Here is a 23,462-nt window from a genome sequence, read left to right on the forward strand (position 1 = left end):
CGAGAAAGCGGGGCCCGCAGTGCGTCCGGCGGGCCTTGGCAGTATGACCCGATGCGGGTTTAATGGGCGCCCTTCGAGGAATCAGGCGGCTTTTTGAAATGGCTTTGATCGTACAGAAGTTTGGGGGCACCTCCGTCGGCACCATCGAGCGTATCGCTCAGGTGGCCGACAAGGTGAAGAAGTTCCGCGAGAACGGTGACGACATCGTCGTCGTGGTTTCCGCCATGAGCGGCGAAACCAACCGCCTGATCGATCTGGCCAAACAGATCACCGATGGCGAGCCGGTTGCGCGTGAGCTGGATGTCATGGTGTCCACCGGTGAGCAGGTGACCATTGCCCTGCTGGCCATGGCGCTGATCAAGCGCGGCGTGCCGGCGGTGTCCTACACCGGCAACCAGGTGCGCATCCTCACCGACAGCGCGCACAACAAGGCGCGTATTCTGCAGATCGATGACCAGAAGATTCGTGCCGACCTCAAGGCTGGTCGCGTCGTTGTGGTCGCAGGTTTCCAGGGCGTCGACGAGCACGGCAACATCACTACCCTGGGTCGTGGCGGCTCCGACACCACCGGTGTGGCTCTGGCCGCGGCGCTGAAAGCCGAGGAGTGCCAGATCTACACCGACGTCGATGGTGTCTACACCACCGACCCGCGCGTGGTGCCCAAGGCTCAGCGCCTGGAAAAGATCACCTTCGAAGAAATGCTGGAAATGGCCAGCCTCGGTTCCAAGGTGCTGCAGATTCGTTCGGTGGAATTCGCCGGCAAGTACAACGTCCCGCTGCGCGTCCTGCACAGCTTCCAGGAGGGCCCGGGCACCCTCATTACCCTTGATGAAGAGGAATCCATGGAACAGCCGATCATTTCCGGCATCGCTTTCAATCGCGACGAAGCCAAGCTGACCATCCGTGGGGTGCCGGATATCCCTGGCATCGCCTTCAAGATTCTCGGCCCGATCAGCGCCGCCAACATCGAAGTGGACATGATCGTGCAGAACGTTTCGCACGATAACACCACCGATTTCACCTTCACCGTGCACCGCAACGACTACAACAACGCCCTGAGCGTGCTGCAGAAGACCGCAGACGAGCTGGGCGCTCGTGAAGTGGTCGGCGACACCAACATTGCCAAGGTGTCCATCGTCGGTGTCGGTATGCGTTCCCACGCCGGTGTTGCCAGTCGCATGTTCGAGGCCCTGGCCAAGGAGACCATCAATATCCAGATGATCTCCACCTCCGAGATCAAGGTGTCCGTGGTGATCGAAGAGAAGTATCTGGAGCTGGCGGTACGCGCACTGCATACCGCCTTCGAGCTGGATGCTCCGGCCCGGCAGGGCGAGTGATTCCACTGATTTGAAAGGCGCGGCTGGTTCCGCGCCTTTCGTCTTTTTGATTGGCATGCGGGAACTTTCTTTCTGCGCGGGCTGGTCAATACTTGGGTGGAGGCTTTCGGGCTTGATTTAGCGGGAAGCCGGCACCATTTTCTTTTTTGCAGACTGTTGTCCTGAAAAATGTAATCCGTGAGGAGAAAGGAATGCTGATTCTGACTCGCCGGGTCGGAGAGACCCTGATGGTCGGTGATGATGTGACTGTCACCGTGTTGGGTGTGAAAGGTAACCAGGTGCGCATTGGTGTCAATGCGCCGAAGGAGGTTGCCGTGCACCGTGAAGAAATCTACCAGCGCATCCAGAAAGAGAAGGGTGACGAACCAAGCCACTAATTTTTCTACAAATTTTTGTTTGCAAACGGGGAAAACATGTTTATCATGCGCCCCGTGTTGCGGAGAGGTGGCCGAGTGGCCGAAGGCGCTCCCCTGCTAAGGGAGTACACCTCAAAAGGGTGTCGGGGGTTCGAATCCCCCCTTCTCCGCCATTATTCAGCGAGTCGGGCGTAAGTCGGGCTGGCGAATCAACCAGAGGTGATCTGGTATAAAAGCACCAAAGATCTCGCGAAAGCGTAGCGAGCGAAGGGTAGGCGAGGCGAAAGCGAGCGAAGAAGCGCAGTTTAGTTTTCTAAATGAGCATTCTGAGTTCGGTTTCAACGAAGCATACCCAAGCGCAGTAGCTTTCGAGTGATCTGTAACGGACTCATAGCTCAGCTGGATAGAGTACTCGGCTACGAACCGAGCGGTCGGAGGTTCGAATCCTCCTGAGTCCGCCATATTCAAATGGCTTGCATCGCTGCAAGCCATTTTGTTTCAACCAGCGGTGATCTGGTCTAAAAGCGCCAAAAGTGGACTCATAGCTCAGCTGGATAGAGTACTCGGCTACGAACCGAGCGGTCGGAGGTTCGAATCCTCCTGAGTCCGCCATATTAAATGGCACTGCAGCGATGCAAGGTCATGTTTCAGCCAGCGGTGATCTGGTCAAAAAGCGCCAAATGGACTCATAGCTCAGCTGGATAGAGTACTCGGCTACGAACCGAGCGGTCGGAGGTTCGAATCCTCCTGAGTCCGCCATACCGAAAGGGCCTGCAGCAATGCAGGCCCTTTTTCTTTGTGCGTTATTTCTTCACGCAGCCGGCTTCGTCGAAGCTGACCTGTCGGCTGTTCCCGCCTTTGCGTTTCTCTCGGTAGTGGTAGCGCTGCTGCCCATTGCTGCTGGTGACTCTGTCTGGCCTGCCCAGGCTGCTTTCCACGTCGGCGCGGCTCATGCCGAAGCGGACTTCCTTGCGGATGATCGCCTGGCGTCTCTCGCTGCTGGTCAGCAGGTTGTCGCAACCATCGTCCTGTTGGCCAACGATGACCAGCTCGCCACTGCCGGCCGAGGTGGTTGCTGCGCGCCGGCCTGGGTCCGCGAGAGGGATTGCCTTGCCGCTGCTGGGGGTGTGGTTGCGCGCATCCTGCAGGTGCTGCTCTTGATCGTCGGCGCAGCCGTGGCGGGTGAAGGTGACATGGCCATTTGCACTCACGCAGCGGAACACACTGGCCGCCGAGCTGTCTGCAATAGGGTAGAGAAATGCAGCGGCCAATAGCGCTGCGAAGTGCAGTCCTCGCATGAGTCGTCCTCCCTGACGTTTGCCTGTTTCAGGTTAGACCGTTTTTTCGTACTCGCCAGGGTGTCTTGGTGCGGATGGCTGGCGTCGCATAGCCAGGTTTTCATGCGAGATCGAAGTTTGCGATGCAAGCAATTGTTCTTGCCGCGCTTTTGTCACGTACAAAGCTGTTTTGCGGTGTTATGATTCGCCGCGTCAGCCCCGCCGGGGCTTGTGGAATACCACCATGGACTTACCCAGTAGTTACTCAATACTCCCCTCGCACAATCGTGTAAGACCTGATTGATCCCCTTTGGCGTGCCCGCCAACTGGGGGTGGAGCGCGCTATGACAGAAGTAGAAGCCAAAAAGCCGCAAGAGAGCTTGCAGGATCGCCTGGCCCAGGTGATCGAACTGCTGCATCGGCACAAACTGGTCGAAGACCTGACTCACCGTCAGGAAGGCCAGCATCACGACCGGGTCGAGAACCTGGTACATCGTCAGAATCTCGTCGAGCTGCAGCGCAAGCTCGAAGATCTGCACCCTGCGGATATCGCCCATATCCTCGAAGCCCTGCCGCTCGATGAGCGTCTGACCGTCTGGCAACTGGTCAAGGCCGAGCGCGATGGCGACATCCTGCTGGAAGTCTCCGACGCGGTACGAGAAACCCTGATCGCCGACATGGACGATCACGAGATTCTCGCTGCAGCCAAGGACATGGACGCCGACGAACTCGCTGACCTTGCCCCGGAACTGCCGCGCGACGTCGTTCATGAGCTGATGGAGTCGCTCGACGCTCAGCAGCGTGAGCGTGTGCGGTCGGCCCTGTCCTACGAAGAGGATCAGGTCGGCGCGCTAATGGACTTCGAGATGGTCACCATCCGCGAAGACGTCAGCCTGGAAGTGGTTCTGCGTTACCTGCGCCGCCTGAAGGAGCTGCCGGGCCATACCGACAAGCTGTTCGTGGTCGATTACGACGGCGTGCTCAAGGGTGTGCTGCCGATCAAGCGTTTGCTGGTCAATGATCCGGAGAAGCAGGTCGGCGAGGTCATGGCCGACGATCCGGTGAGTTTCCACCCGGACGAGGACGGCTACGACGCCGCTCAGGCGTTCGAGCGTTACGACCTGATTTCCGCCCCGGTGGTGGACAAGAACGGCAAGCTGATCGGCCGTCTGACCATCGACGAGATGGTCGACCTGATCCGTGAGGAAAGTGAAAGCGAAGTGCTGAACATGGCCGGTCTGCGCGAGGAGGAAGACATCTTCGCCTCGGTGTGGAAGTCGGTGCGCAACCGTTGGGCCTGGCTGGCGATCAACCTGGTCACCGCGTTCCTGGCGTCGCGTGTGATCGGCCTGTTCGAAGGCTCGATCGAGAAGCTGGTGGCGCTGGCGGCGCTGATGCCCATCGTTGCCGGTATCGGCGGCAACTCGGGCAACCAGACTATCACCATGATCGTACGCGCCATGGCGCTGGATCAGGTCAGCACTGGCAATACCAAGCGTCTGGTACGCAAGGAACTGGGTGTTTCCCTGATCAACGGCATCCTTTGGGGTGGCGTGATCGGCGCCGTTGCCTATGGGCTTTACGGTAGTTGGTCGCTGGGCGTGGTGATGACCGCGGCAATGACCCTCAACCTGTTGCTGGCGGCGTTGATGGGCGTGCTGATCCCCATGACCCTGGCACGCCTGGGGCGTGACCCGGCCATGGGGGCCAGCGTGATGATCACCGCCATGACCGACAGCGGTGGTTTCTTCATCTTCCTGGGGCTGGCGTCGATCTTCCTGCTGTAATCAGTTCATCAGCTCGACCAGCCGCCAGGTATCGAGAAAGGCCGTGACCCGAGTGATCCGGCCATTCTCCAGTTGCATGTGCCAGGAGTAGCTGTTCTCGTAGCGGCTGCCGTCCTTGGCAGTCGCCTCGCCATCCCAGTGCACGACCACGTAAGGCCCTTGCGCCACTATCTGGCGGACGGTGGGTACGATGGGCGTGGCCAGTTTGTCAGTGATGGGTTTGACCGCATCTTCCATGAACGCCTCACGCGTGCGGTAAGTCCCGGAGGACGGGCTGCTACCGGCCACGACCCAGACGGCGTCATCGGCGAGCAACTGGAAGATGCCGCCCTGGCCGGCGCGCCAATCATCGAAGGCTTTCTGAATAAGGGCCTGATTGGCCGCGGTGCTGTCGTTTGCCCAGGCCGGGAAGCAGAGTGAGGCGCTCAGTAGCAGTGCAATGACGATTTTTTGCGTGTTCATGGTTTTTTCCTTGGCTGATGGGTGGCGTTACTCGTCAGTTGAGGTGTTCTTGCGGCGCAGCACCATGCCGCCGTGATAGAGCACGTCGTCGATGAATTCACCGTCGGCGGTAAAGCCCGTGTCGTCGACGTAGTCGATGTGGTTGCCGGTGACGTGGTAGTTGCCCTGGTAGGCGCTCTCGCGATTCCCGCGCGCCTCGTCATAACGGCTGTTGGCCAATAGCTCATGGCGGACATGGCCGTCGTCCGTTACCCACATGCCAACATAAGGATGCGAGGGAGCTGATGCTGCCATTACCGCTTCGGGTAGCAGGGCGCCGCTGATCAGCATTGCTGCGACGGTGTTCTTCGCTGACATGGTGCTCTCCATCAATGGGGGCTGGCGGTTGGGCGCACGATCAGCTCGCTGACGTCGACGTCATCGGGCTGTTCGACTGCATAGGCCACGGCGCGGGCGATGGCGTCTGGAGTGATGGCGACGCGACGGAAAGCTTTCATCGCCTCGCGCGCACTGGCATCGGAGATGCTGTCGGCCAGTTCGGACTCGACCACGCCGGGGCAGATGGTAGTGACGCGTATACGCTCGCTTTCCTGGCGCAGGCCGTCGGAAATCGCCCAGACGGCATACTTGGTGGCGCAGTAGACCGCTGCTGTCGGCGATACGGCGTGGGCGCCGATGGAGGCGATATTGATGACCTGGCCGCGCCCGCGCTCTTCCATGCCTGGTAGTACGGCGGCAATACCATGCAGCACGCCCCGGATGTTGACGTCGATCATGCGGTCCCACTCGTCCACCTTCAGGGCGTTGAGCGGCGACAGCGGCATGACTCCGGCATTGTTGATGATCACGTCGACGGGGCCGTGCTGCGCTTCGGCATATTCGACGAAGGCTTGCATCTCATGCAGTTGGCTGACGTCGAGGGTGAGGCAGGAGGCGTGCTGACCTTGTGCTTGCAGTTCTTCTACCAGCACCTGCAGGCGCTCGATGCGCCGGGCGCCGAGTACCACGTGATGGCCCAGGCTTGCCAGGTGTCTGGCGATGGCTTCGCCGATACCGCTACTGGCGCCGGTGACTAGGATGACTTTGCTCATGTCGATCTCCATTGCGTTCTGGAGAGTCCATGCTAGGCAGGGGGCGGCCGGCTGCTAAGTCTCGTTACTCTTTCGATATTGCCTGTTTCTATTGAATGCTTCCTACAATGTCCGGGTATTGATAACGAGTCGAAAGCGGCGCATGAGCATGAGTCCTGAGAGCATCAAGCAGCGTATGGTCGAGCTGATGCTGCGCTTGGCCCCCGAGGAGGGGTACACCGCGGCGCAGCTCGACGGAGTTACCTTCATGCGCTCCAATCGCTCGCTACCGGTTACCCCGGCGCTGTATGAGCCGAGCATCGTGATCGTGATCCAGGGGCGCAAGAGCGGGCTGCACGATGGCAATCTTTACGTTTACGACGCACAGCACTATCTGGTGCTGGCACTGCCTCTGCCATTTTCCATCGAGACCGAGGCCAGCGCAGAGGAGCCGATGCTGGGTGTGGCGCTGCGTGTCGAGCCGCTGCTGGTGGCCGAACTGGTCATGGATCGGGACGAGCCTCAACCCACTCAACCAGCAACGCTTTATTCCAGCCCGATCGATGCGCACTTGAGTGATGCCACGTTGCGCCTGCTGGAGGCACTGGCTGACCCTGACGAGGTGCGTCTGCTCGGCCCATCGATTCTGCGTGAGATCGTCTTTCGCGTATTGCAGGGTGAGCAGGGCAATGGCCTGCGCGCGACGCTGGCGCAGAACAGCCATTTCGGTCGTATCGCTCGCGTCCTGCAGCGGATTCACCGGGATTATCAGGAGTCGCTCGATGTGCCTTCGCTGGCTGAGATCGCCAGCATGAGCGTCCCGGCCTTCCATGTGCACTTCAAGGCGATGACCAGCCGCTCGCCGCTGCAGTACCTCAAGGCCATTCGCCTGCATCAGGCGCGCCTGCTGATGATCCGCAACGACATGAGTGCGCTCAGTGCGGCGCAGCGCGTCGGGTATGAAAGTCCGTCGCAGTTCAGTCGAGAGTTCAAGCGCCTGTTCGGGCGTACCCCTGGCGATGAGACGCGTCACTTCAAGACCCTGCTTAGGCTTGCTCCTGCCGTTGCTGGCGTTGCGCGCTCCGCATCCTGATACTTCCCTCGCAGGACCTTTCTGCTTCTTTGGTAGTGGATGCCGATAAACCACTACATAAATAGCCCGTGCGGCCCTTTTGGCGTTTGCTTCAAACGCTCGTTTCACGCTAAGGTTCGCCAGCTTTGCCCAGGCGCTGACGCTGGGCGCTCCTAATCAATAATGAACGCAGCCCGCGAGCTGCTGGCCAAAGGAGCCAAGATGACCCCCAGTGAACTGCTGCTCGAGGGTGTCGAACTCATGCTGTTCGGCATGGGCTTCGTCTTTGTCTTTCTGGTGTTGCTGGTGGGTGTGGTCAGTCTGATGTCACGGCTGATCGCGACCTTCGCTCCGCCCGCGCCGAGCCCGGCCATTTCTTCTCCAGCACCTAGTGCCAGGTCGGCCAGCCATGAGCCGGACGCAGCAACACTGGCCGCCATCCAATCCGCCATTGCCCAGCACCGCGCACGCCGCGGTTGATCAGGTTCAGAGGGAGTACCTGCATGACTGCCGTGAAACAAGCACTCGGAATCACCGATGTGGTGCTGCGTGATGCGCATCAGTCGATCCTGGCGACGCGTGTTCGTCTTGAAGACATGCTGCCGATCGCGCCCAAGCTCGATCAGGTGGGCTTCTGGTCGGTGGAGTCCTGGGGTGGCGCGACCTTCGATGTCTGCATTCGTTATCTCGGCGAAGATCCCTGGGAGCGTATCCGCGAGCTGAAGAAGGCCATGCCCAATACCCGTCAGCAGATGCTGTTGCGCGGGCAGAACCTGTTGGGCTACCGCCACTACGCAGATGACGTAGTGGAAAAATTCGTCGAGCGTGCCGCCGTCAACGGCGTCGATGTGTTTCGCGTATTCGACGCGATGAACGATCCGCGCAACCTGGAAACGGCGCTCAAGGCCGTCAAGCAGCAGGGCAAGCATGCCCAGGGCACCATCTCCTATACCACCAGTCCGGTGCATACGCTGGATATGTGGGTCGATCTGGCCAAGCAGATCGAAGACATGGGCGCCGATTCGGTGGCGATCAAGGATATGGCCGGGATTCTTACGCCTTATACGGCGTTCGAGCTGGTCTCACGTCTGAAGGCCAGCCTGGCCATTCCGATCCATATGCAGTGCCACGCCACGGCTGGGCTGTCGTCGGTGGCCATCCTGAAGGCGGTGGAAGCTGGCATCGATAACGTCGACACCGCAATTTCCTCGCTGTCGATGACCTACGGCCATTCGCCGACCGAGTCGGTGGTGGCGATGTTCCAGAACACCGAGCGCGACACCGGGCTCAACCTGGAGCTGCTGGAAGAAATCGCCGCGTACTTTCGCGAGGTGCGCAAGAAATACGCGAAATTCGAGGGCAACCTCAAGGGCGTCGACTCGCGCATCCTGGTCGCCCAGGTGCCGGGCGGTATGCTCACCAACATGGAAAGCCAGCTGAAAGAGCAGGGTGCCCAGGACAAGTTCGACCAGGTGCTGGCCGAGATTCCGCGTGTGCGCCAAGACCTGGGTTTCATCCCGCTGGTGACGCCCACTTCGCAGATCGTCGGTACCCAGGCAGTGATCAACGTGCTCACGGGGGAGCGCTACAAATCGATCACCAAGGAGACCGCGGGTGTGCTCAAGGGCGAGTATGGCGCAGCCCCTGCTCCCTTCAACGCCGAGCTGCAGGCCCGTGTGCTCGATGGCGCCGAGGCCATTACCTGCCGCCCGGCCGACCTGCTCGAAGCCGAGATGGACAAGCTGACCGCCGAACTCAAGGGCATCGCTCAGGAGAAAGGCATCAAGTTGGCCGCCGACGAAATCGACGACGTCCTGACCTACGCGCTATTCCCGCAGATCGGCTTGAAATTCCTGGAGAACCGCGGCAATCCGGCGGCCTTCGAACCCGCTCCGACTGTTAAGGAAATGCCGGCTCGCGAGGCTGGCAAGCCTGAGGTCTACACCGTCGAGGTCAATGGCAAGTCGTTTGTCGTGCAGGTGAGCGACGGCGGTGATATCGAGGGCATCAAGCCCGTCGGTGGCGCGGCGAGCGCTACACCGGCGGCTGCCCCGGCCGCAGTGGATGGCGGCGAGCCGCAGGCGGCACCGCTGGCTGGCAATATCTTCAAGGTGCTGGTGCAGCCAGGCCAGGCCGTGGAGGAAGGCGAGTTGGTGATCATTCTTGAGGCGATGAAGATGGAAACCGAAATCCGCGCCTTCAAGGCCGGTACTGTCGGTGCCGTCAACGTCAAGGTCGGCGATACCGTGGTAGTGGGCGCTAGCCTGCTGACCATCGGCTGAGGGGCGCATAATGGAAAAGCTGCTCAAGCTCTGGCAGAGCACCGGCCTGTATCACCTGGAACCCGGTCAGGCGTTCATGATCGCGGTGTGCATACTGCTGATCTACCTGGCGATCAAGAAAGGCTTCGAGCCTTTGCTGTTGATTCCTATCGGCTTCGGCGGGCTGATGTCGAACATTCCGGTGGCCAACATGGCGGAGGGGGCGGGTTTTCTGCACCTGATCTATGAAGTGGGGCTGCCGACCAGCATCTTCCCATTGCTGATCTTCCTCGGCGTCGGCGCCATGACCGATTTCGGTCCGATGCTGGCCAACCCCAAAACACTACTGTTGGGTGCTGCTGCGCAGTTCGGTATTTTCGGTACGCTGCTCGGCGCCTTGGCACTGACTGCGTTGGGTATTCCCGGTATGGAGTTCACCCTCAAGGAGGCTGCCTCCATCGCCATCATTGGCGGTGCTGACGGCCCGACCTCGATCTTCGTGACCTCCAAGCTGGCGCCGCATCTACTTGGTCCTATTGCAGTTGCGGCCTATGCCTACATGGCGTTGGTGCCCTTGATTCAGCCGCCGATCATGCGCGCCCTGACCACCAAGGAAGAGCGGGCCATCGTCATGCAGCAGTTGCGTCCGGTGGGGCAGACCGAGAAAATCATTTTCCCCATCGTGCTATGCATTCTGATCGGGATGCTGCTGCCTGACGCCGCGCCGCTGATCGGTATGTTCGCCCTCGGCAACCTGCTGCGTGAGGCCGGTGTGGTCGAGCGCCTGGCCGATACCTCGCGCAATGCACTGATCAATATCGTCACCATCTTCCTCGGTCTGACCGTGGGTTCGAAGCTGTCGGCCGAGGCCTTCCTGCAGCTCAAGACCTTGGGCATTCTGATGCTGGGCATGGTGGCGTTTTGCGCGGGTACGGCGGCTGGTGTATTGATGGCCAAGCTGATGAACGTGTTCAGCAGCAACAAGGTCAATCCGTTGATCGGTTCGGCGGGGGTGTCGGCCGTGCCGATGGCGGCTCGGGTATCGAACAAGGTCGGCCTGGAGGCCAACCCACAGAACTTCCTGCTGATGCATGCCATGGGCCCGAACGTGGCTGGGGTGATCGGCTCGGCCGTGGCGGCGGGGGTATTGCTCAGCTTCGTTGGCTGAGCAAGGGATGTCATGACCGCCGTCAGGAATGGCAGGCAATAAAAAACCGGCTCAAGGCCGGTTTTTTTATGGGCTCGCTTCAAGCTTCTTCGGCGGCCATTTCCACGTCGTGGGCAATCAGAGCGACCAGTGCATTCTGCTGGCGTCGCGACAGCTGACGGAAGCGCTGCAGCAGTTCACGCTCGTGCAGGCTCAGCTCAGGGCTGTCGAGGCGCAGGCTAAGATCCTCATCCAGGGCGCCTTCCTGCAGCATGCTTTGCTCCAGGCGGGCGATGATTTCAGAGTTCATGCTGCGGTGATGGTTGCGTGCTACGTCAGCAATACGCTCACGCATGCCATCAGGCAAGCGAACGACGAATTTGTCAGCCGTGCGGCTGGAATAAATAGCCTGTTTCATAGGGCGCATACATTACCGGTTAGTTCAGGGAGCGATACTGGTAGTCAGTGTCGAGATTGTCACCGGTTTGACAGTGTTTCGCACTAGCCGTTCAACCGGTACCGCGTTCTGCGTCATTATGACCTTCAGGTCATCTGAACAGTTCCTTGACGCCAAATACGTGTCACATTGTGATTCAGGTAGCGGCTTTATGCCAGCACCGATTGTCTGAAATGCGTGGTACTCGGCAGAACTCATCCTGTTGCTTCGCTCGATCATAAAAGTTTCAAGTCTCATTCACTCAATCGTCATCCCCGGTTCACGGGTCTGACACAGCGTGCGCCTACCTTGGTCTACACCAGAAGGCGCCGGCTAGCGGCCTTCTTATCGAAATGATAGTAGAGGGCCAGCACATGAGCGTAGCTATTCGAGTCGATCGTCTGAATAAAAGTTTCGGCCGCAAGCAGGCGCTGTTCGATCTGGCGCTATCCGTGCAGCCGGGCGAGATGGTGGCGCTGATCGGCGCCTCGGGCTCGGGCAAGTCGACCCTGTTGCGGCATCTGGCCGGCCTGGCGCGCGGTGACGCCGGTAGCATCGAAGTGCTTGGGCGTCAGGTGCAGAGCGACGGGCGCCTGAATGGCGATGTGCGCCGCCAGCGCGCCGATATCGGCTACATCTTTCAGCAGTTCAATCTGGTCGGCCGTCTCAGCGTGCTGCAGAACGTGCTGCTCGGCGGCCTGGGGCGCATGCCGCGTTGGCGTGGCAGCCTCAGCCTGTTCAATCCCGAAGAGAAGCAGCGTGCGCTGCAGGCGTTGGAGCGGGTAGGGCTGGCCGAGTTCGCCGCGCAGCGTGCCTCGACCCTGTCCGGTGGCCAGCAGCAGCGCGTGGCCATCGCCCGTGCGCTGTGCCAGCAGGCCGAGGTGATTCTCGCCGACGAGCCCATCGCCTCGCTCGACCCGGAGTCGGCGCGCAAGGTGATGGAGATCCTCGCCGACATCAACCGTCGCGACGGCAAGACGGTGGTGGTGACCCTGCATCAGGTCGATTACGCGGTGCGCTATTGCCAGCGCGCCGTGGCGCTCAAGGGTGGGCGAATTCATTTCGACGGCCCGACCGCGGGCTTCAACCCCGATTTCCTCAATGACCTCTACGGCGGCGATCTCGATATCAGCCTGCTGCTGCCGCAAGGGCAGCGCCCACGGGCCGTGGAACGTCCGCTGACACTGGCCAAGGCCTGATCTCAGCACCCTCATTCGAAACAACAACGCCAACTAGCAACAGGAGTGTGCTCCATGTTCAAACGCATCGGCCAGGTGCTGGCTGCTTCCGCGCTCGTCACCGGTTCCCTGCTGGGCTCGGCCCAGGCTGCCGAGGAACTCAACTTCGGCATCATTTCCACCGAGTCTTCGCAGAATCTCAAGGCCATGTGGGATCCCTTCCTGGCCGACATGAGCAAGCAGACCGGGGTAAAGATCAACGCCTTCTTCGCGCCTGACTACGCCGGGATCATCCAGGGTATGCGCTTCGACAAGGTCGACGTGGCCTGGTATGGCAACAAGTCGGCGATGGAGGCGGTTGATCGCGCCGGCGGCGAGATCTTCGCCCAGACCGTGGCGGCCAACGGTGCGCAGGGTTACTACAGCCTGCTGGTGGCGCACAAGGACAGCGCGATCAACTCGGTCGATGACATGCTCAAGAACGCCAAGAGCCTGACCTTCGCCAACGGCGACCCCAACTCCACCTCCGGCTACCTGGTACCGGGCTATTACGTGTTCGCCCAGAACAATGTCGACGCCGGCAAGGTCTTCAAGCGCTCGCTCAATGGCAGCCATGAGGTCAACGCGTTGTCGGTGGCCAACAAGCAAGTCGATGTCGGCACCTTCAACAGCGAAGGCATGGAGCGTCTGGAAGTGACCGCGCCGGACAAGGCCGCACAGCTCAAGGTGATCTGGACTTCGCCGCTGATTCCCTCCGACCCCATCGTCTGGCGCAAGAACCTGCCGCAGGAAACCCGCGACAAACTGCGCAACTTCTTCATGAGCTACGGCGCCAAGCCGGAGGAGAAGAAGGTGCTCGAAGGCCTGCAGTGGGGCCAGTTCAAGGCTTCCGACAACGACCAGTTGCTGCCGATTCGCCAGCTTGAGCTGTTCAAGAAGCGCAGCGAAGTGGCCAGCAACGACAAGCTCAAGGACGCCGACAAGCAGGCCCAGCTCAAGGAGCTTGATGCCGAGCTGGCCAAGCTGGAGCAGCGTATGGCCGAGCGTGAGAAGCAGAACAGCGACAGCGCTGGCTGAGCCTCGGAGCCGCCCCGCGAAGGTGGGGCGGTTCTTGAACAGCTCGCCGCTGAAGCGCCTCCCACAGGAACGAGAGTTACCCATGACCACACTGACCACCGCCACCCCGGCAACCGAAGCCAAGCGCAGCTGGCTGCAATTGATCGGCTGGGGCCTGTTCTTCGCCGTACTCGCCTGGTCCTGGCAGGGTGCGGAAATGAACCCGCTGGCGCTGGTGCGCGATGCCGGCAACATGGCCACCTTCGCCGCCGACTTCTTCCCGCCGGACTTCAGCAACTGGCAGCACTACCTCAAGGAGATGGTCGTCACCGTACAGATCGCTCTTTGGGGCACGGTGCTGGCCATCGTCTGCGCCATTCCGCTGGGCATCCTCTGTTCCGAGAACATCGTGCCCTGGTGGGTGTACCAGCCGGTACGCCGGGTGATGGATGCCTGCCGTTCGATCAACGAAATGGTCTTCGCCATGCTTTTCGTCGTCGCGGTCGGGCTCGGCCCCTTCGCTGGCGTGCTGGCGCTGTTCATCAGCACCACCGGAGTGCTGGCCAAATTGTTCGCCGAGGCGGTCGAGGCCATCGACCCAGGCCCGGTCGAAGGCGTACGCGCGACCGGCGCCAGTGCCCTGCAGGAGGTGATCTTCGGCGTCATCCCGCAAGTGCTGCCGCTGTGGATTTCCTACTCGCTGTACCGCTTCGAGTCCAACGTGCGTTCGGCCACGGTGGTCGGCATGGTCGGCGCCGGTGGCATCGGCGTGATCCTCTGGGAGGCCATACGCGGCTTCCAGTTCGCCCAGACCTGCGCGCTGCTGATCGTGATCATCCTGGTGGTGAGCGCCATCGACATCCTGTCCCAACGCCTGCGCAAGCTCTTTATCTGAAGGAGAGGGAGGGCGCCTGCGTGCGCCCTTTTCAAACGATGAACTTGTCTAGACAAAGCGAACCGCTGTACCGCGAGCTGGCCGCCGTGTTGCGCGAAGACGTGCAGCACATGAGCCCGGGCGATTACCTGCCGGGCGAGATGCAATTGGCCGCGCGCTTTTCCGTCAACCGTCACACCCTGCGCCGCGCCGTCGACGAGCTGGTGCTCGAAGGCCGCCTGCTGCGCCGCCAGGGCAAGGGCACTCAGGTGCTGGCCAAGCCGCTGGTGTATCCGGTAGAGGCGGGCAGTGCGTTCAGTCAGTCGCTGTCTGCGCTTGGTCACCGCGTCGAGGCGCAGTTGATCGAGCGCCTGCGTCGCAGCGGCAGCAGCGAGGAGTGCCGCCACCTGCAACTGCCCGATGGCAGCGAACTGCTCGAGCTGGTCACCCTGCGCCTGCTCGACGGCCAGCCGCTGAGCCTGATCCGTCATCGCTTCTGTATCAGCCTGGCGCCGCTGCTGGCCGACTATCAGGGCGGCTCGCTGCGCCAGTACCTGGCCGAGCGCGATCTACCGCTGACACGCACCTTCAGCCTGATCGGCGCGCGCCTACCCAGTCGCGAGGAGGCTGCGCATCTGCTGATGCCGCGCCATGCGCCGCTGCTCAGCGTACTCACTTTGTCCCGCGATCCCGCTGGCCGGGCGGTGGAGCTGGCGCAGTCCAGCAGCCGCGCCGACCGCTTCCAGTACCAGGTAGCGACCTGATGGAGACCCGCATGAACGAAACCGATCCGAACATCGCCGCGCGTCAGCGCTGGATGGGCGTCCTGGCCCGCGCCGGCAGCGCTCTCGACCCCCATGAAGCGGCGCTGAAAGACAGCGCCTACCAACTGATCCGCTCCCCCGAGGTTGGCATGACCCTGGTGCGCGGGCGCATGGGCGGCACCGGTAGCGCCTTCAACCTCGGCGAGATGACCGTGACCCGCTGTGTGGTGCGTCTGGCCGACGGCCGAACCGGTTACAGCTACCTGGCCGGCCGCGACAAGCGTCGCGCCGAACTGGCCGCCCTGGCCGACGCGCACCTGCAGGGCAGCGACCAGGCGCGCTGGCTGGATGACCTGATCGAACCCCTGGCCCGCGAGCAGCGCGAACAGCGCCTGAACCGGGCCGCCCGTACCGCCACCACTCAGGTGGAATTTTTCACCCTGGTCAGAGGAGAGGACTGATGACTACGCCGCACAGCTCGCACTGGCTGCAACCGGCTTTCGACGACCCGGTGCTGGACGCCCAGGTCAGTTTCCGCGCGGCCCTCGGAGCCCTGGCCGAACCGGGGCTGCCACGCGCCATGGATCGTGCCCATGCCTTGGGTGACCTGGCCCCAGCTACTTATGGCTTGTGTCTGGCCTTCCTCGACAGTGATACGCCTCTGTGGCTGGCGCCGCGTTTCGACACGCCGCTGATTCGCGCCAACCTGGCGTTCCACTGCGGCTGCCCGATTGTCGCCGAGCGTGAGATCGCTTTGTTCGCCCTGCTTGATGAGGGCGAGTTGAGCGATCTGTCGGACTTCGACAATGGCAGCGAACGCTACCCGGACCAGTCCTGCACGCTGCTGATCCAGCTCGACGATCTGCGCGCCGGCATCCCTCTGCGCTGGCGCGGGCCGGGCATCAAGGACGTGCGCGGCGTCAACCTGCCGCTGCCGGCCTCGTTCTGGCAGCAGCGTCAGGCGCGCAGCGCCTTTCCCCGTGGCCTGGATTGCTTCTTTGCCGCTGCCGGCGAAGTCATTGGCCTGCCGCGCAGCACCCGCGTGCTGATCGAAACCGAGGAGGCTGCCTGATGTATGTCGCCGTCAAGGGTGGCGAACGCGCCATCGACAATGCCCATCAACTGCTGGCCAGCCGTCGCCGTGGCGATACCACGATCGCTGAACTGGGCGTTGAACAGATCCGCCAGCAACTGCCGCTGGCCGTGGCTCGGGTGATGAGCGAAGGCTCGCTGTACGACGAGGAGCTGGCCGCACTGGCGATCAAACAGGCGGCCGGTGACCTGATGGAGGCCATCTTCCTCTTGCGCGCCTACCGCACCACGCTGCCACGTTTCGGTGCCAGCGAGCCGCTGGATACCACGAAGATGCAGCTGGAGCGGCGCATATCCGCCACCTTCAAGGATCTGCCCGGTGGTCAGCTGCTCGGCCCGACCTTCGACTACACCCACCGTCTGCTGGATTTCACCTTGCTGGCCGAGGGCGAATATCCGGCGCCGGACATCACGCTTGCCGACGAGCCCAAGCCCTGTCCTCGGGTGTTGGATTTTCTCGCAGGCGAAGGGCTGATGGCCCGCGAGCAGGACGACGGCGCACCGGTGCCGGACATCACCCGCGAGCCGCTGGCCTTTCCCGCGAGCCGCGCCGAGCGCCTGCAGGCGCTTGCCCGTGGTGATGAAGGCTTCCTCCTGGCGCTCGGCTACTCGACTCAGCGCGGCTATGGGCGCAATCACCCCTTCGCCGGGGAGATCCGCATCGGCGATGTCGAGGTGTGGATGACGCCCGCCGAACTGGGTTTCGCCGTGCCGCTGGGCGACATCGAGATCACCGAGTGCGAGATGGTCAACCAGTTCGTCGGTGACAGCGCCGAGCAGGCGCAGTTTACCCGCGGCTATGGCCTGGCCTTCGGTTACGCCGAGCGCAAGGCCATGGGCATGGCGCTGGTCGACCGCGCGCTGCGAGCCGCCGAGTACGGCGAAGAGGTGCAGGGCCCGGCGCAGGAAGAGGAGTTCGTGCTGATGCACTGCGACAACGTCGAAGCCGCCGGCTTCGTCTCGCACCTCAAGTTGCCGCACTACGTCGACTTCCAGGCCGAACTGGAACTGATCCGCAAGCTGCGCCGCCAGGCGCCGGCAGAGGAGAACCGCTGATGAATCTGTCCAATGCAAGCGGCGCCCGCGAGGCGTCGGCCTACAACTTCGCCTATCTGGATGAGCAGACCAAACGCATGATCCGCCGTGGCCTGCTCAAGGCGGTGGCAATTCCCGGCTACCAGGTGCCCTTCGGCGGTCGAGAAATGCCGCTTCCCTATGGCTGGGGCACCGGCGGCATGCAGCTGACCGCTGCGATTCTTGGCGCGGATGACGTGTTCAAGGTGATCGACCAGGGCGCTGATGACACCACCAATGCGGTGTCGATCCGCCGCTTCTTCGCCCGCACCGCCGGCGTCGACACCACCGAGCGCACGGTGGAGGCCAGCGTGATCCAGACCCGCCACCGCATCCCGGAAACCCCGCTGTCGGCCGGGCAGATCATGGTCTATCAGGTGCCCATCCCCGAGCCGCTGCGCTTTATCGAGCCCAGCGAGCAGGAGACGCGGACCATGCATGCGCTGGAGGATTACGGCGTGATGCATGTGAAGCTGTACGAGGACATCGCCACCTTCGGCCATATCGCCACCGCCTATGCCTACCCGGTGACGGTGGACGAGCGCTACGTGATGGACCCGTCGCCAATCCCGAAATTCGACAACCCCAAACTGGACATGAGCCCGGCGCTGATGCTGTTCGGTGCCGGTCGCGAGAAGCGCCTGTATGCGGTGCCGCCCTTTACTCGTGTGGTCAGCCTGGACTTCGAGGATCACCCCTTCGCCGTGCAGCGCTGGGACGAGTGCTGCGCCTTCTGTGGCAGCAGCGAGTCCTTCCTTGACGAGCTGATCGTCGATGACGCCGGCAGCAAGCGCTTCGTCTGCTCCGACACCGACTACTGCCGTCAGCGAACCGAGGAGAACCTGCAATGAGCGCCGCCGAACGTCTGCAACCTGCCGTGGCTGCAACCGAGCCGTTGTTCTCTGTGCGTGACCTGACCCGCCTGTACGGCCCGGACAAGGGCTGCCAGGGCGTGAGTTTCGACCTCTATCCCGGCGAAGTGCTGGGGATCGTCGGCGAGTCGGGGTCGGGCAAGTCCACCTTGCTCAGCCTGCTCTCCGGGCGTTGCCCGCCGGATCGCGGCGCGGTCAGTTATCGCGGCCGCGATGGCCAGTGGCTCGACCTGTACAGCGCCAGCGAGGCCGAGCGGCGCACGCTGCTGCGCACCGAATGGGGCTTCGTCGAGCAGAACCCGCGCGACGGCCTGCGTATGGCGGTATCGGCTGGCGCCAACATCGGCGAGCGGCTGATGGCGCAGGGCGTGCGCCACTACGGCGAGCTGCGCGCCGCCGGCTTGGACTGGTTGAGCCAGGTGGAGATCGACCCGGCGCGTATCGACGACCTGCCGCGCACCTTCTCCGGCGGCATGCAGCAGCGCCTGCAGATCGCTCGCAACCTGGTCTCGGCGCCACGCCTGGTGTTCATGGACGAGCCGACTGGTGGGCTAGACGTGTCGGTGCAGGCGCGCCTGCTCGATCTGCTACGCGGCCTGGTGCGTGAGCTGGATCTGGCGGTGGTGATCGTCACCCATGACCTGGCGGTGGCGCGCCTGCTGGCCGACCGGCTGATGGTGATGCGCCGTTCGCACGTGGTGGAGGCGGGGCTGACCGATCAGATTCTCGACGATCCGCAGCATCCGTATTCGCAGCTGTTGGTGTCGTCGGTGTTGCAGCCCTGATTTCGTCCTGTGGGAGGGGCTTTAGCCGCGGCCCCTCTTTGTCGCGGCTAAAGCCCTCCCACGAACGCAGAGAGTATTGACCATGAACAACCTGATCGAGGTCAGCGGCCTCAGCAAGACCTTCACCCTGCATCAGCAGAACGGCGTCGTCCTGCAGGTGCTGCGTGACCTGAATTTCGCCGTGCGCGGCGGCGAGTGCCTGGTGCTGCACGGCCAGTCCGGCGCCGGTAAATCGACCCTGCTGCGCACGCTGTACGGCAACTACCTGGCCGCCGGCGGCAGTATTCGCATCCGTCACCAGGGCTCGCCGGTGGAGCTGGTCGGCGCCGAACCGCGCCAGGTACTGGCGGTACGTCGGCAGAGTCTGGGCTATGTCAGCCAGTTCCTGCGGGTGATTCCACGCGTGTCGACCCTGGATGTGGTGATGGAACCGGCGCTGTCACGTGGCTGGACGCGTAGCGACGCCGAGGCGCGGGCCAAGGCGTTGCTGGGCCGGCTGAACATTCCCGAGGCGCTGTGGCAACTGGCGCCGGGCACCTTTTCCGGCGGTGAGCAGCAGCGCGTCAACATCGCCCGCGGCTTCATGGTCGAGTGGCCGGTGCTGTTGCTCGACGAACCCACGGCCTCGCTGGACGACGCCAACCGCCAGGTGGTGTTGGCGCTGATCAACGAGGCCAAGGCCGCGGGTAGCGCGCTTATCGGCATTTTCCACGACCGCACCGCCCGCGAGGCGGTGGCCGACCGTTACCTCGACATGAGCGCCAAGGCGGCGCAAGCGGAGTACGTCTATGTCGTCTGAACAGATTCTCAGCAACGCCCGCCTCGTCACAGCCGAACGCGAGTTCCTCGGTACGCTGGTGCTGCGTGACGGGCTGATCACCGCGGTGGATGAGGGGGCCAGCCGCCTGCCGCAAGCCCAGGATCTCGGTGGCGATTACCTGCTACCGGGGCTGGTGGAGTTGCACACCGACAACCTGGAGAAACACATGAGCCCGCGCCCCGGGGTGGACTGGCCGTCGACCTCGGCGGTGCTGACCCACGATGCGCAGATCGTTGCCGCCGGCATCACCACGGTGTTCGATGCTCTGTCCATCGGCGACATCAACCCGCGTGGCCGGCGCATGCAGCAATTGCCTGCGATGATCGAGGCCATTGCCGCCAGCGAGGCAGCCGGGCAGACCCGCGCCGAGCACCGTCTGCACCTGCGCTGCGAGTTGTGCCACCCCGATGCCCTGACCATCTACCGTGACCTGGTGGAGCACCCGCTGGTGGCGCTAGTCTCGGTGATGGATCACTCGCCCGGTCAGCGTCAATTCGCCAAGGTGGAGAAGTACCGCGAGTACTACATGGGCAAGTACCACCTGAGCCCGGCGGAGATGGAGGAATTTCTTCAGGAGCAGATCGCCAACTCGCGCCAGTACAGCGACCGTCAGCGCCATGCCATCGTCGAGGACTGCCACAGTCGGGGCATCTCGGTGGCCAGCCATGACGACGCGACCCTGGCCCACGTGCAGGAGTCGGCCGATTTCGGCATGGCCATTGCCGAGTTTCCCACCACACTGGAGGCCGCCAGGGCCAGCCACGAACGGGGGCTGAAGGTGCTGATGGGCGCTCCGAACGTGGTGCGTGGCGGCTCGCATTCGGGCAATATCGCCGCCGCCGAGCTGGCGCGCCACGGCGTGCTGGATATCCTTTCCAGCGACTACTACCCGGCCAGCCTGTTGCATGCGGCCTGGCTGCTGGCCGAGCAAGACAACGACTATGATTTGCCTGCGGCCATCGCCACCGTGAGCCGCGCACCGGCCAGGGCGGCGGGGATGGATGACCGCGGCGAGATTCGCGTCGGTCTGCGTGCCGACCTGGTCCAGGCCAGGGCCCATGGCCAGCAACCGGTGATCCAGCAGGTGTGGCGCCAAGCACGAAGGGTGTTCTGATGCAGGGCAGGTTGATCTATCTGATGGGGCCTTCGGGCTCGGGCAAGGACAGCCTGTTACAAGCCGCACGTGCGCCGCTGGAGGCGCACGGCTGCCGTTTCGCTCGGCGGGTGATCACCCGCAGTGCCGAATCGGTGGGGGAAGATGCGCTGGGAGTGACCCCGGCCGACTTCCAGCGCTTGGAGGGCGGGGGCGCCTTCGCTCTGAGCTGGCGCGCCAATGGCCTGGCCTATGGCATCCCGCTCGAGATCGATGACTGGCTGAGTGCCGGGCAGGACGTGCTGATCAACGGTTCGCGCGGTCATCTCGACACGGCGCGGCAGCGCTACCCGGATCTGCTGGCGATTCTCCTGCAGGTCGACGAAGCGGTACTGCGTCAGCGCCTGCTGGACCGTGGCCGGGAAACATCGGAGCAGATCGAGCAGCGCCTGGCCCGCAGCCGCAGCTTTACTGTGGTGGGAGGCGCTTCAGCAGCGACTGTCGCGCAGGAGCACATTTGCGTTCTAGACAACTCCGGCCCGCTGCCACACACCGTTACCCGCCTGCTGCAGCTGCTCGACGAGACTCGCCAATGCGCCTGACCCTGCTCGGCACCGGTGATGCCCGCCAGGTGCCGGTCTATAACTGCAGTTGCCCGGCCTGCGATGCGTCCCGCGTCTATCCAACACGTCGTCGCGGCCCCTGTTGCGCGCTGATCGAATGCGGGGCGCAGCGCTGGTTGATCGACAGCGGCCTGACCGACCTTACCGAGCGCTTTGCGCCACACAGCCTCAGCGGCATCCTGCAGACCCACTACCACGCCGATCACGCCCAGGGTCTGCTGCACCTGCGCTGGGGGCAGGGGCTGATCATCCCCGTGCATGGTCCTGATGACCCGGAGGGGCTGGCCGATCTATACAAGCATCCGGGCATTCTCGACTTCAGCCAGCCGTTCGCCGCTTTCGAGCGTCGCCAATTGGGTGAGCTGAGTGTTACCGCACTACCGCTGACGCATTCCAAGCCGACCTTCGGCTACCTACTAAAGGGGCAGGACAGGCGCATCGCCTACCTCACCGATACCGTCGGCGTGCCGGAAGCGAGTTGCGCCGAGCTGCAGCGCGCGCCACTGGATCTGCTGGTGCTCGATTGCTCCACCGCGCCGCAACCCGTCGCACCGCGTAACCACAACGATCTGACCCGTGCGCTGGAGGTCGTCGAGCGCCTGCAACCGACACAGGCAGTGCTGACCCATATCGGCCACAGCTTCGATGCCTGGCTGCTGGAGCATCCCGACGCCTTACCGCCAGGCGTGACGCTGGCAAGCGATGGCCTGGTGTTGTGAGTCCACGCCGCTATCTGTAACCAAAGATTTCAGATTGGCCGGGCTTGCCGTTACAGTGCTGGGCCTTCCAACGTGTTCGCCGCCAGCAGAGAGGTTGCATGAACGCCCGCCGCATTACCCTGTTGCTGTGTACGGCCGAAACCCTCGGCATGGCCGGTTTCGCCCTGTTCGCCGCGCTGCTACCGCAATTCCAGGCACTCTGGGGTTTGAGCAATACCGAGGCCGGCTGGATCGGCGGCGGCTTCTTTCTTGGTTACATGCTCGCCGTGCCTGTGCTCACCGGCCTGACCGATCGGCACGACGCCCGGCTTATCTACCTGGCGGCCATGTTGCTGACGGCCGTGGCCAGCGCGGGTTTCGTTTTCGCCGATGGTTTCTGGTCCGCATTGCTTTGGCGCGTACTCGCCGGTATCGGCCTGGCGGGCACGTACATGCCGGGGCTCAAGGCGCTGTCGGAACGTATCGACGGTGCCTCGCAGTCGCGTGCCATCGCCTTCTATACCGCCAGCTTCGGATTGGGCACGGCGCTGTCGTTCACCCTGTCTGGCGAGCTGGCCAAGCTCGGCGGCTGGCAACTGCCGGCGCTGCTCAGTGGTGCCTGTGCGTTGCTGGCCTGGGCGCTGGTGTACTGGGGGCTGGCGCCGAAAGCGGTAGAGGCACATGCGCCGCGCAATCTGCTGGATCTGGCGCCGTTGAGAAATCGCGAGGTGCTGGCTTACTGCCTGGCCTATGCGATGCACAACCTGGAACTGTTCGCCCTGCGCGCCTGGTTGGTGGCCTTCGTGGTGTTCTCCGGGCATCTGCAGGGCGTCGATCCCTGGCTGTCGGGCACCTGGGTGGCGATGCTGGCGACGCTCATCGGTATGCCGTCGAGCATCCTCGGCAACGAACTGGCGCTGCGTTTCGGGCGTCAGCGCTGGCTGATCGGTGTGATGCTCAGCTCCGCGCTGCTGGCCGCCGTGGTCGGCCTGGGCGCGGCGCTGCCGTTCTGGGCGATGCTGGGGCTGATTCTGATCTACGCAGTGACCGTCACCGCCGACTCGGCTTCGTTGACTGCCGGACTGGTCAGCGTCGCCCCGGCCAGCCACCGTGGCGCGGCGATGGCGCTGTATTCCTGTACCGGCTTTACCGGCGCGTTCCTCGGTCCGTTGCTGTTCGGCATGACTCTGGATGCTTTGGGCGATCAGCAGTTGCTCGGCTGGTGGGCGGCGTTCGCGCTGATGGGCCTGTTGCTGACGCTCGGGCCACTGGCGTTGTGGTGGGCGGGTAGAGGGCGCGAGGAACGCTCGCGCCTCTGAGTCAGGTCT

The 23,462-nt window shown here is 62.8% G+C and carries 26 protein-coding genes and 4 tRNA genes; 25 read left to right on the top strand and 5 right to left on the bottom strand.

Annotation, left to right across the window (positions count from 1 at the left end):
• The first annotated feature begins 98 nt into the window (after positions 1 to 98).
• The 6 genes from CDO35_RS13350 (at position 99) to CDO35_RS13375 (ending at position 2,452) form a co-directional block, all read left to right on the top strand.
• Entirely contained in the window at positions 99 to 1,337 is a 1,239-nt protein-coding gene (locus tag CDO35_RS13350) for an aspartate kinase (RefSeq protein ID WP_099525209.1), read from the top strand.
• 191 nt (positions 1,338 to 1,528) lie between these two features.
• Positions 1,529 to 1,714 carry a carbon storage regulator CsrA gene (gene csrA / locus CDO35_RS13355; RefSeq protein ID WP_003244478.1) on the top strand — a complete coding sequence of 62 codons (186 nt, stop codon included), beginning with the start codon at positions 1,529 to 1,531 and terminating at the stop codon, positions 1,712 to 1,714.
• 61 nt (positions 1,715 to 1,775) lie between these two features.
• Positions 1,776 to 1,866 (top strand) — tRNA-Ser (locus tag CDO35_RS13360).
• 211 nt (positions 1,867 to 2,077) lie between these two features.
• Positions 2,078 to 2,154: transfer RNA gene (locus CDO35_RS13365), tRNA-Arg, on the top strand.
• A 74-nt stretch (positions 2,155 to 2,228) separates the two neighbouring features.
• Positions 2,229 to 2,305 (top strand) — tRNA-Arg (locus CDO35_RS13370).
• A gap of 70 nt (positions 2,306 to 2,375) precedes the next feature.
• Positions 2,376 to 2,452 (top strand) — tRNA-Arg (locus CDO35_RS13375).
• A 44-nt stretch (positions 2,453 to 2,496) separates the two neighbouring features.
• Here the strand turns inward: CDO35_RS13375 and bamE are convergent.
• A complete protein-coding gene (bamE, locus tag CDO35_RS23030) occupies positions 2,497 to 2,991 on the bottom strand; it encodes an outer membrane protein assembly factor BamE domain-containing protein (protein WP_099525210.1) in 495 nt (164 codons plus the stop codon).
• Positions 2,992 to 3,314: 323 nt separating this feature from the next.
• On the opposite strand from bamE, the gene mgtE reads away from it, so the two are divergent.
• On the top strand, positions 3,315 to 4,757 hold the full coding sequence (mgtE, locus tag CDO35_RS13385; protein WP_099525211.1) for a magnesium transporter: 1,443 nt from the start codon (positions 3,315 to 3,317) through the stop codon (positions 4,755 to 4,757).
• On the opposite strand, the gene CDO35_RS13390 is transcribed toward mgtE, so the two are convergent.
• The 3 genes from CDO35_RS13390 to CDO35_RS13400 form a co-directional block, all read right to left on the bottom strand.
• Positions 4,758 to 5,219 (bottom strand): nuclear transport factor 2 family protein, encoded by a 462-nt coding sequence (locus CDO35_RS13390; RefSeq protein WP_099525212.1) that lies wholly within the window; start codon positions 5,217 to 5,219, stop codon positions 4,758 to 4,760.
• 27 nt (positions 5,220 to 5,246) lie between these two features.
• Positions 5,247 to 5,513, bottom strand: coding sequence for an Atu4866 domain-containing protein (locus CDO35_RS13395; protein WP_243699093.1), 267 nt, complete (start codon positions 5,511 to 5,513; stop codon positions 5,247 to 5,249).
• Positions 5,514 to 5,587: 74 nt separating this feature from the next.
• Positions 5,588 to 6,310, bottom strand: coding sequence for an SDR family oxidoreductase (locus tag CDO35_RS13400; RefSeq protein WP_099525214.1), 723 nt, complete (start codon positions 6,308 to 6,310; stop codon positions 5,588 to 5,590).
• A gap of 175 nt (positions 6,311 to 6,485) precedes the next feature.
• Between CDO35_RS13400 and CDO35_RS13405 the strand changes: the two genes are divergently transcribed.
• The 4 genes from CDO35_RS13405 (at position 6,486) to CDO35_RS13420 (ending at position 10,790) form a co-directional block, all read left to right on the top strand.
• Positions 6,486 to 7,382 (top strand): AraC family transcriptional regulator, encoded by an 897-nt coding sequence (locus CDO35_RS13405; RefSeq protein ID WP_099525515.1) that lies wholly within the window; start codon positions 6,486 to 6,488, stop codon positions 7,380 to 7,382.
• Between the two features lie 201 nt (positions 7,383 to 7,583).
• Positions 7,584 to 7,841 (top strand): OadG family protein, encoded by a 258-nt coding sequence (locus tag CDO35_RS13410; protein WP_166432408.1) that lies wholly within the window; start codon positions 7,584 to 7,586, stop codon positions 7,839 to 7,841.
• A 23-nt stretch (positions 7,842 to 7,864) separates the two neighbouring features.
• Complete coding sequence (gene oadA / locus CDO35_RS13415; protein ID WP_099525216.1) at positions 7,865 to 9,643, top strand: sodium-extruding oxaloacetate decarboxylase subunit alpha; 1,779 nt, start codon at positions 7,865 to 7,867, stop codon at positions 9,641 to 9,643.
• A 10-nt stretch (positions 9,644 to 9,653) separates the two neighbouring features.
• Positions 9,654 to 10,790 carry a sodium ion-translocating decarboxylase subunit beta gene (locus tag CDO35_RS13420; protein ID WP_099525217.1) on the top strand — a complete coding sequence of 379 codons (1,137 nt, stop codon included), beginning with the start codon at positions 9,654 to 9,656 and terminating at the stop codon, positions 10,788 to 10,790.
• 79 nt (positions 10,791 to 10,869) lie between these two features.
• Here CDO35_RS13420 and CDO35_RS13425 read toward each other — a convergent pair whose 3' ends face one another.
• Entirely contained in the window at positions 10,870 to 11,196 is a 327-nt protein-coding gene (locus CDO35_RS13425) for an Arc family DNA-binding protein (protein ID WP_061240039.1), read from the bottom strand.
• Between the two features lie 383 nt (positions 11,197 to 11,579).
• Between CDO35_RS13425 and phnC the strand changes: the two genes are divergently transcribed.
• The 14 genes from phnC to CDO35_RS13495 all read left to right on the top strand — a co-directional run bounded on the left by phnC (position 11,580) and on the right by CDO35_RS13495 (position 23,453).
• A complete protein-coding gene (phnC, locus tag CDO35_RS13430) occupies positions 11,580 to 12,404 on the top strand; it encodes a phosphonate ABC transporter ATP-binding protein (RefSeq protein WP_099525218.1) in 825 nt (274 codons plus the stop codon).
• 54 nt (positions 12,405 to 12,458) lie between these two features.
• A complete protein-coding gene (phnD, locus tag CDO35_RS13435; protein ID WP_099525219.1) occupies positions 12,459 to 13,460 on the top strand; it encodes a phosphonate ABC transporter substrate-binding protein in 1,002 nt (333 codons plus the stop codon).
• Between the two features lie 82 nt (positions 13,461 to 13,542).
• A complete protein-coding gene (gene phnE, locus CDO35_RS13440; RefSeq protein WP_003461861.1) occupies positions 13,543 to 14,334 on the top strand; it encodes a phosphonate ABC transporter, permease protein PhnE in 792 nt (263 codons plus the stop codon).
• A gap of 20 nt (positions 14,335 to 14,354) precedes the next feature.
• Positions 14,355 to 15,077: a phosphonate metabolism transcriptional regulator PhnF gene (gene phnF, locus CDO35_RS13445; protein WP_099525220.1), complete on the top strand. Its 723-nt coding sequence runs from the start codon at positions 14,355 to 14,357 to the stop codon at positions 15,075 to 15,077.
• 11 nt (positions 15,078 to 15,088) lie between these two features.
• A complete protein-coding gene (phnG, locus tag CDO35_RS13450) occupies positions 15,089 to 15,538 on the top strand; it encodes a phosphonate C-P lyase system protein PhnG (protein WP_099525221.1) in 450 nt (149 codons plus the stop codon).
• Complete coding sequence (gene phnH, locus CDO35_RS13455) at positions 15,538 to 16,149, top strand: phosphonate C-P lyase system protein PhnH (RefSeq protein ID WP_099525222.1); 612 nt, start codon at positions 15,538 to 15,540, stop codon at positions 16,147 to 16,149. Before phnG ends, phnH begins: the two co-directional genes overlap by 1 nt.
• Complete coding sequence (locus CDO35_RS13460; RefSeq protein ID WP_099525223.1) at positions 16,149 to 17,225, top strand: carbon-phosphorus lyase complex subunit; 1,077 nt, start codon at positions 16,149 to 16,151, stop codon at positions 17,223 to 17,225. Before phnH ends, CDO35_RS13460 begins: the two co-directional genes overlap by 1 nt.
• Positions 17,225 to 18,094 (top strand): alpha-D-ribose 1-methylphosphonate 5-phosphate C-P-lyase PhnJ, encoded by an 870-nt coding sequence (locus CDO35_RS13465; protein WP_099525224.1) that lies wholly within the window; start codon positions 17,225 to 17,227, stop codon positions 18,092 to 18,094. Before CDO35_RS13460 ends, CDO35_RS13465 begins: the two co-directional genes overlap by 1 nt.
• Positions 18,091 to 18,900, top strand: a complete 810-nt coding sequence (phnK, locus tag CDO35_RS13470; RefSeq protein ID WP_099525225.1) for a phosphonate C-P lyase system protein PhnK — start codon at positions 18,091 to 18,093, stop codon at positions 18,898 to 18,900. Before CDO35_RS13465 ends, phnK begins: the two co-directional genes overlap by 4 nt.
• Before the next feature lie 82 nt (positions 18,901 to 18,982).
• The gene (gene phnL / locus CDO35_RS13475) at positions 18,983 to 19,699 is read left to right on the top strand and encodes a phosphonate C-P lyase system protein PhnL (RefSeq protein ID WP_099525226.1); all 717 of its coding nucleotides are present in this window, start codon (positions 18,983 to 18,985) and stop codon (positions 19,697 to 19,699) included.
• Entirely contained in the window at positions 19,689 to 20,834 is a 1,146-nt protein-coding gene (locus CDO35_RS13480) for an alpha-D-ribose 1-methylphosphonate 5-triphosphate diphosphatase (protein ID WP_099525227.1), read from the top strand. Before phnL ends, CDO35_RS13480 begins: the two co-directional genes overlap by 11 nt.
• Positions 20,834 to 21,415: a phosphonate metabolism protein/1,5-bisphosphokinase (PRPP-forming) PhnN gene (phnN, locus tag CDO35_RS13485; RefSeq protein WP_099525228.1), complete on the top strand. Its 582-nt coding sequence runs from the start codon at positions 20,834 to 20,836 to the stop codon at positions 21,413 to 21,415. The genes CDO35_RS13480 and phnN overlap by 1 nt, the downstream gene beginning before the upstream one ends.
• Positions 21,406 to 22,155: a phosphonate metabolism protein PhnP gene (gene phnP / locus CDO35_RS13490; protein WP_099525229.1), complete on the top strand. Its 750-nt coding sequence runs from the start codon at positions 21,406 to 21,408 to the stop codon at positions 22,153 to 22,155. Before phnN ends, phnP begins: the two co-directional genes overlap by 10 nt.
• A 98-nt stretch (positions 22,156 to 22,253) precedes the next feature.
• Positions 22,254 to 23,453 carry an MFS transporter gene (locus tag CDO35_RS13495; protein WP_099525230.1) on the top strand — a complete coding sequence of 400 codons (1,200 nt, stop codon included), beginning with the start codon at positions 22,254 to 22,256 and terminating at the stop codon, positions 23,451 to 23,453.
• Positions 23,454 to 23,462: the final 9 nt, after the last annotated feature.

Source organism: Pseudomonas sediminis (assembly GCF_002741105.1).
Lineage (GTDB): Bacteria > Pseudomonadota > Gammaproteobacteria > Pseudomonadales > Pseudomonadaceae > Aquipseudomonas > Aquipseudomonas sediminis.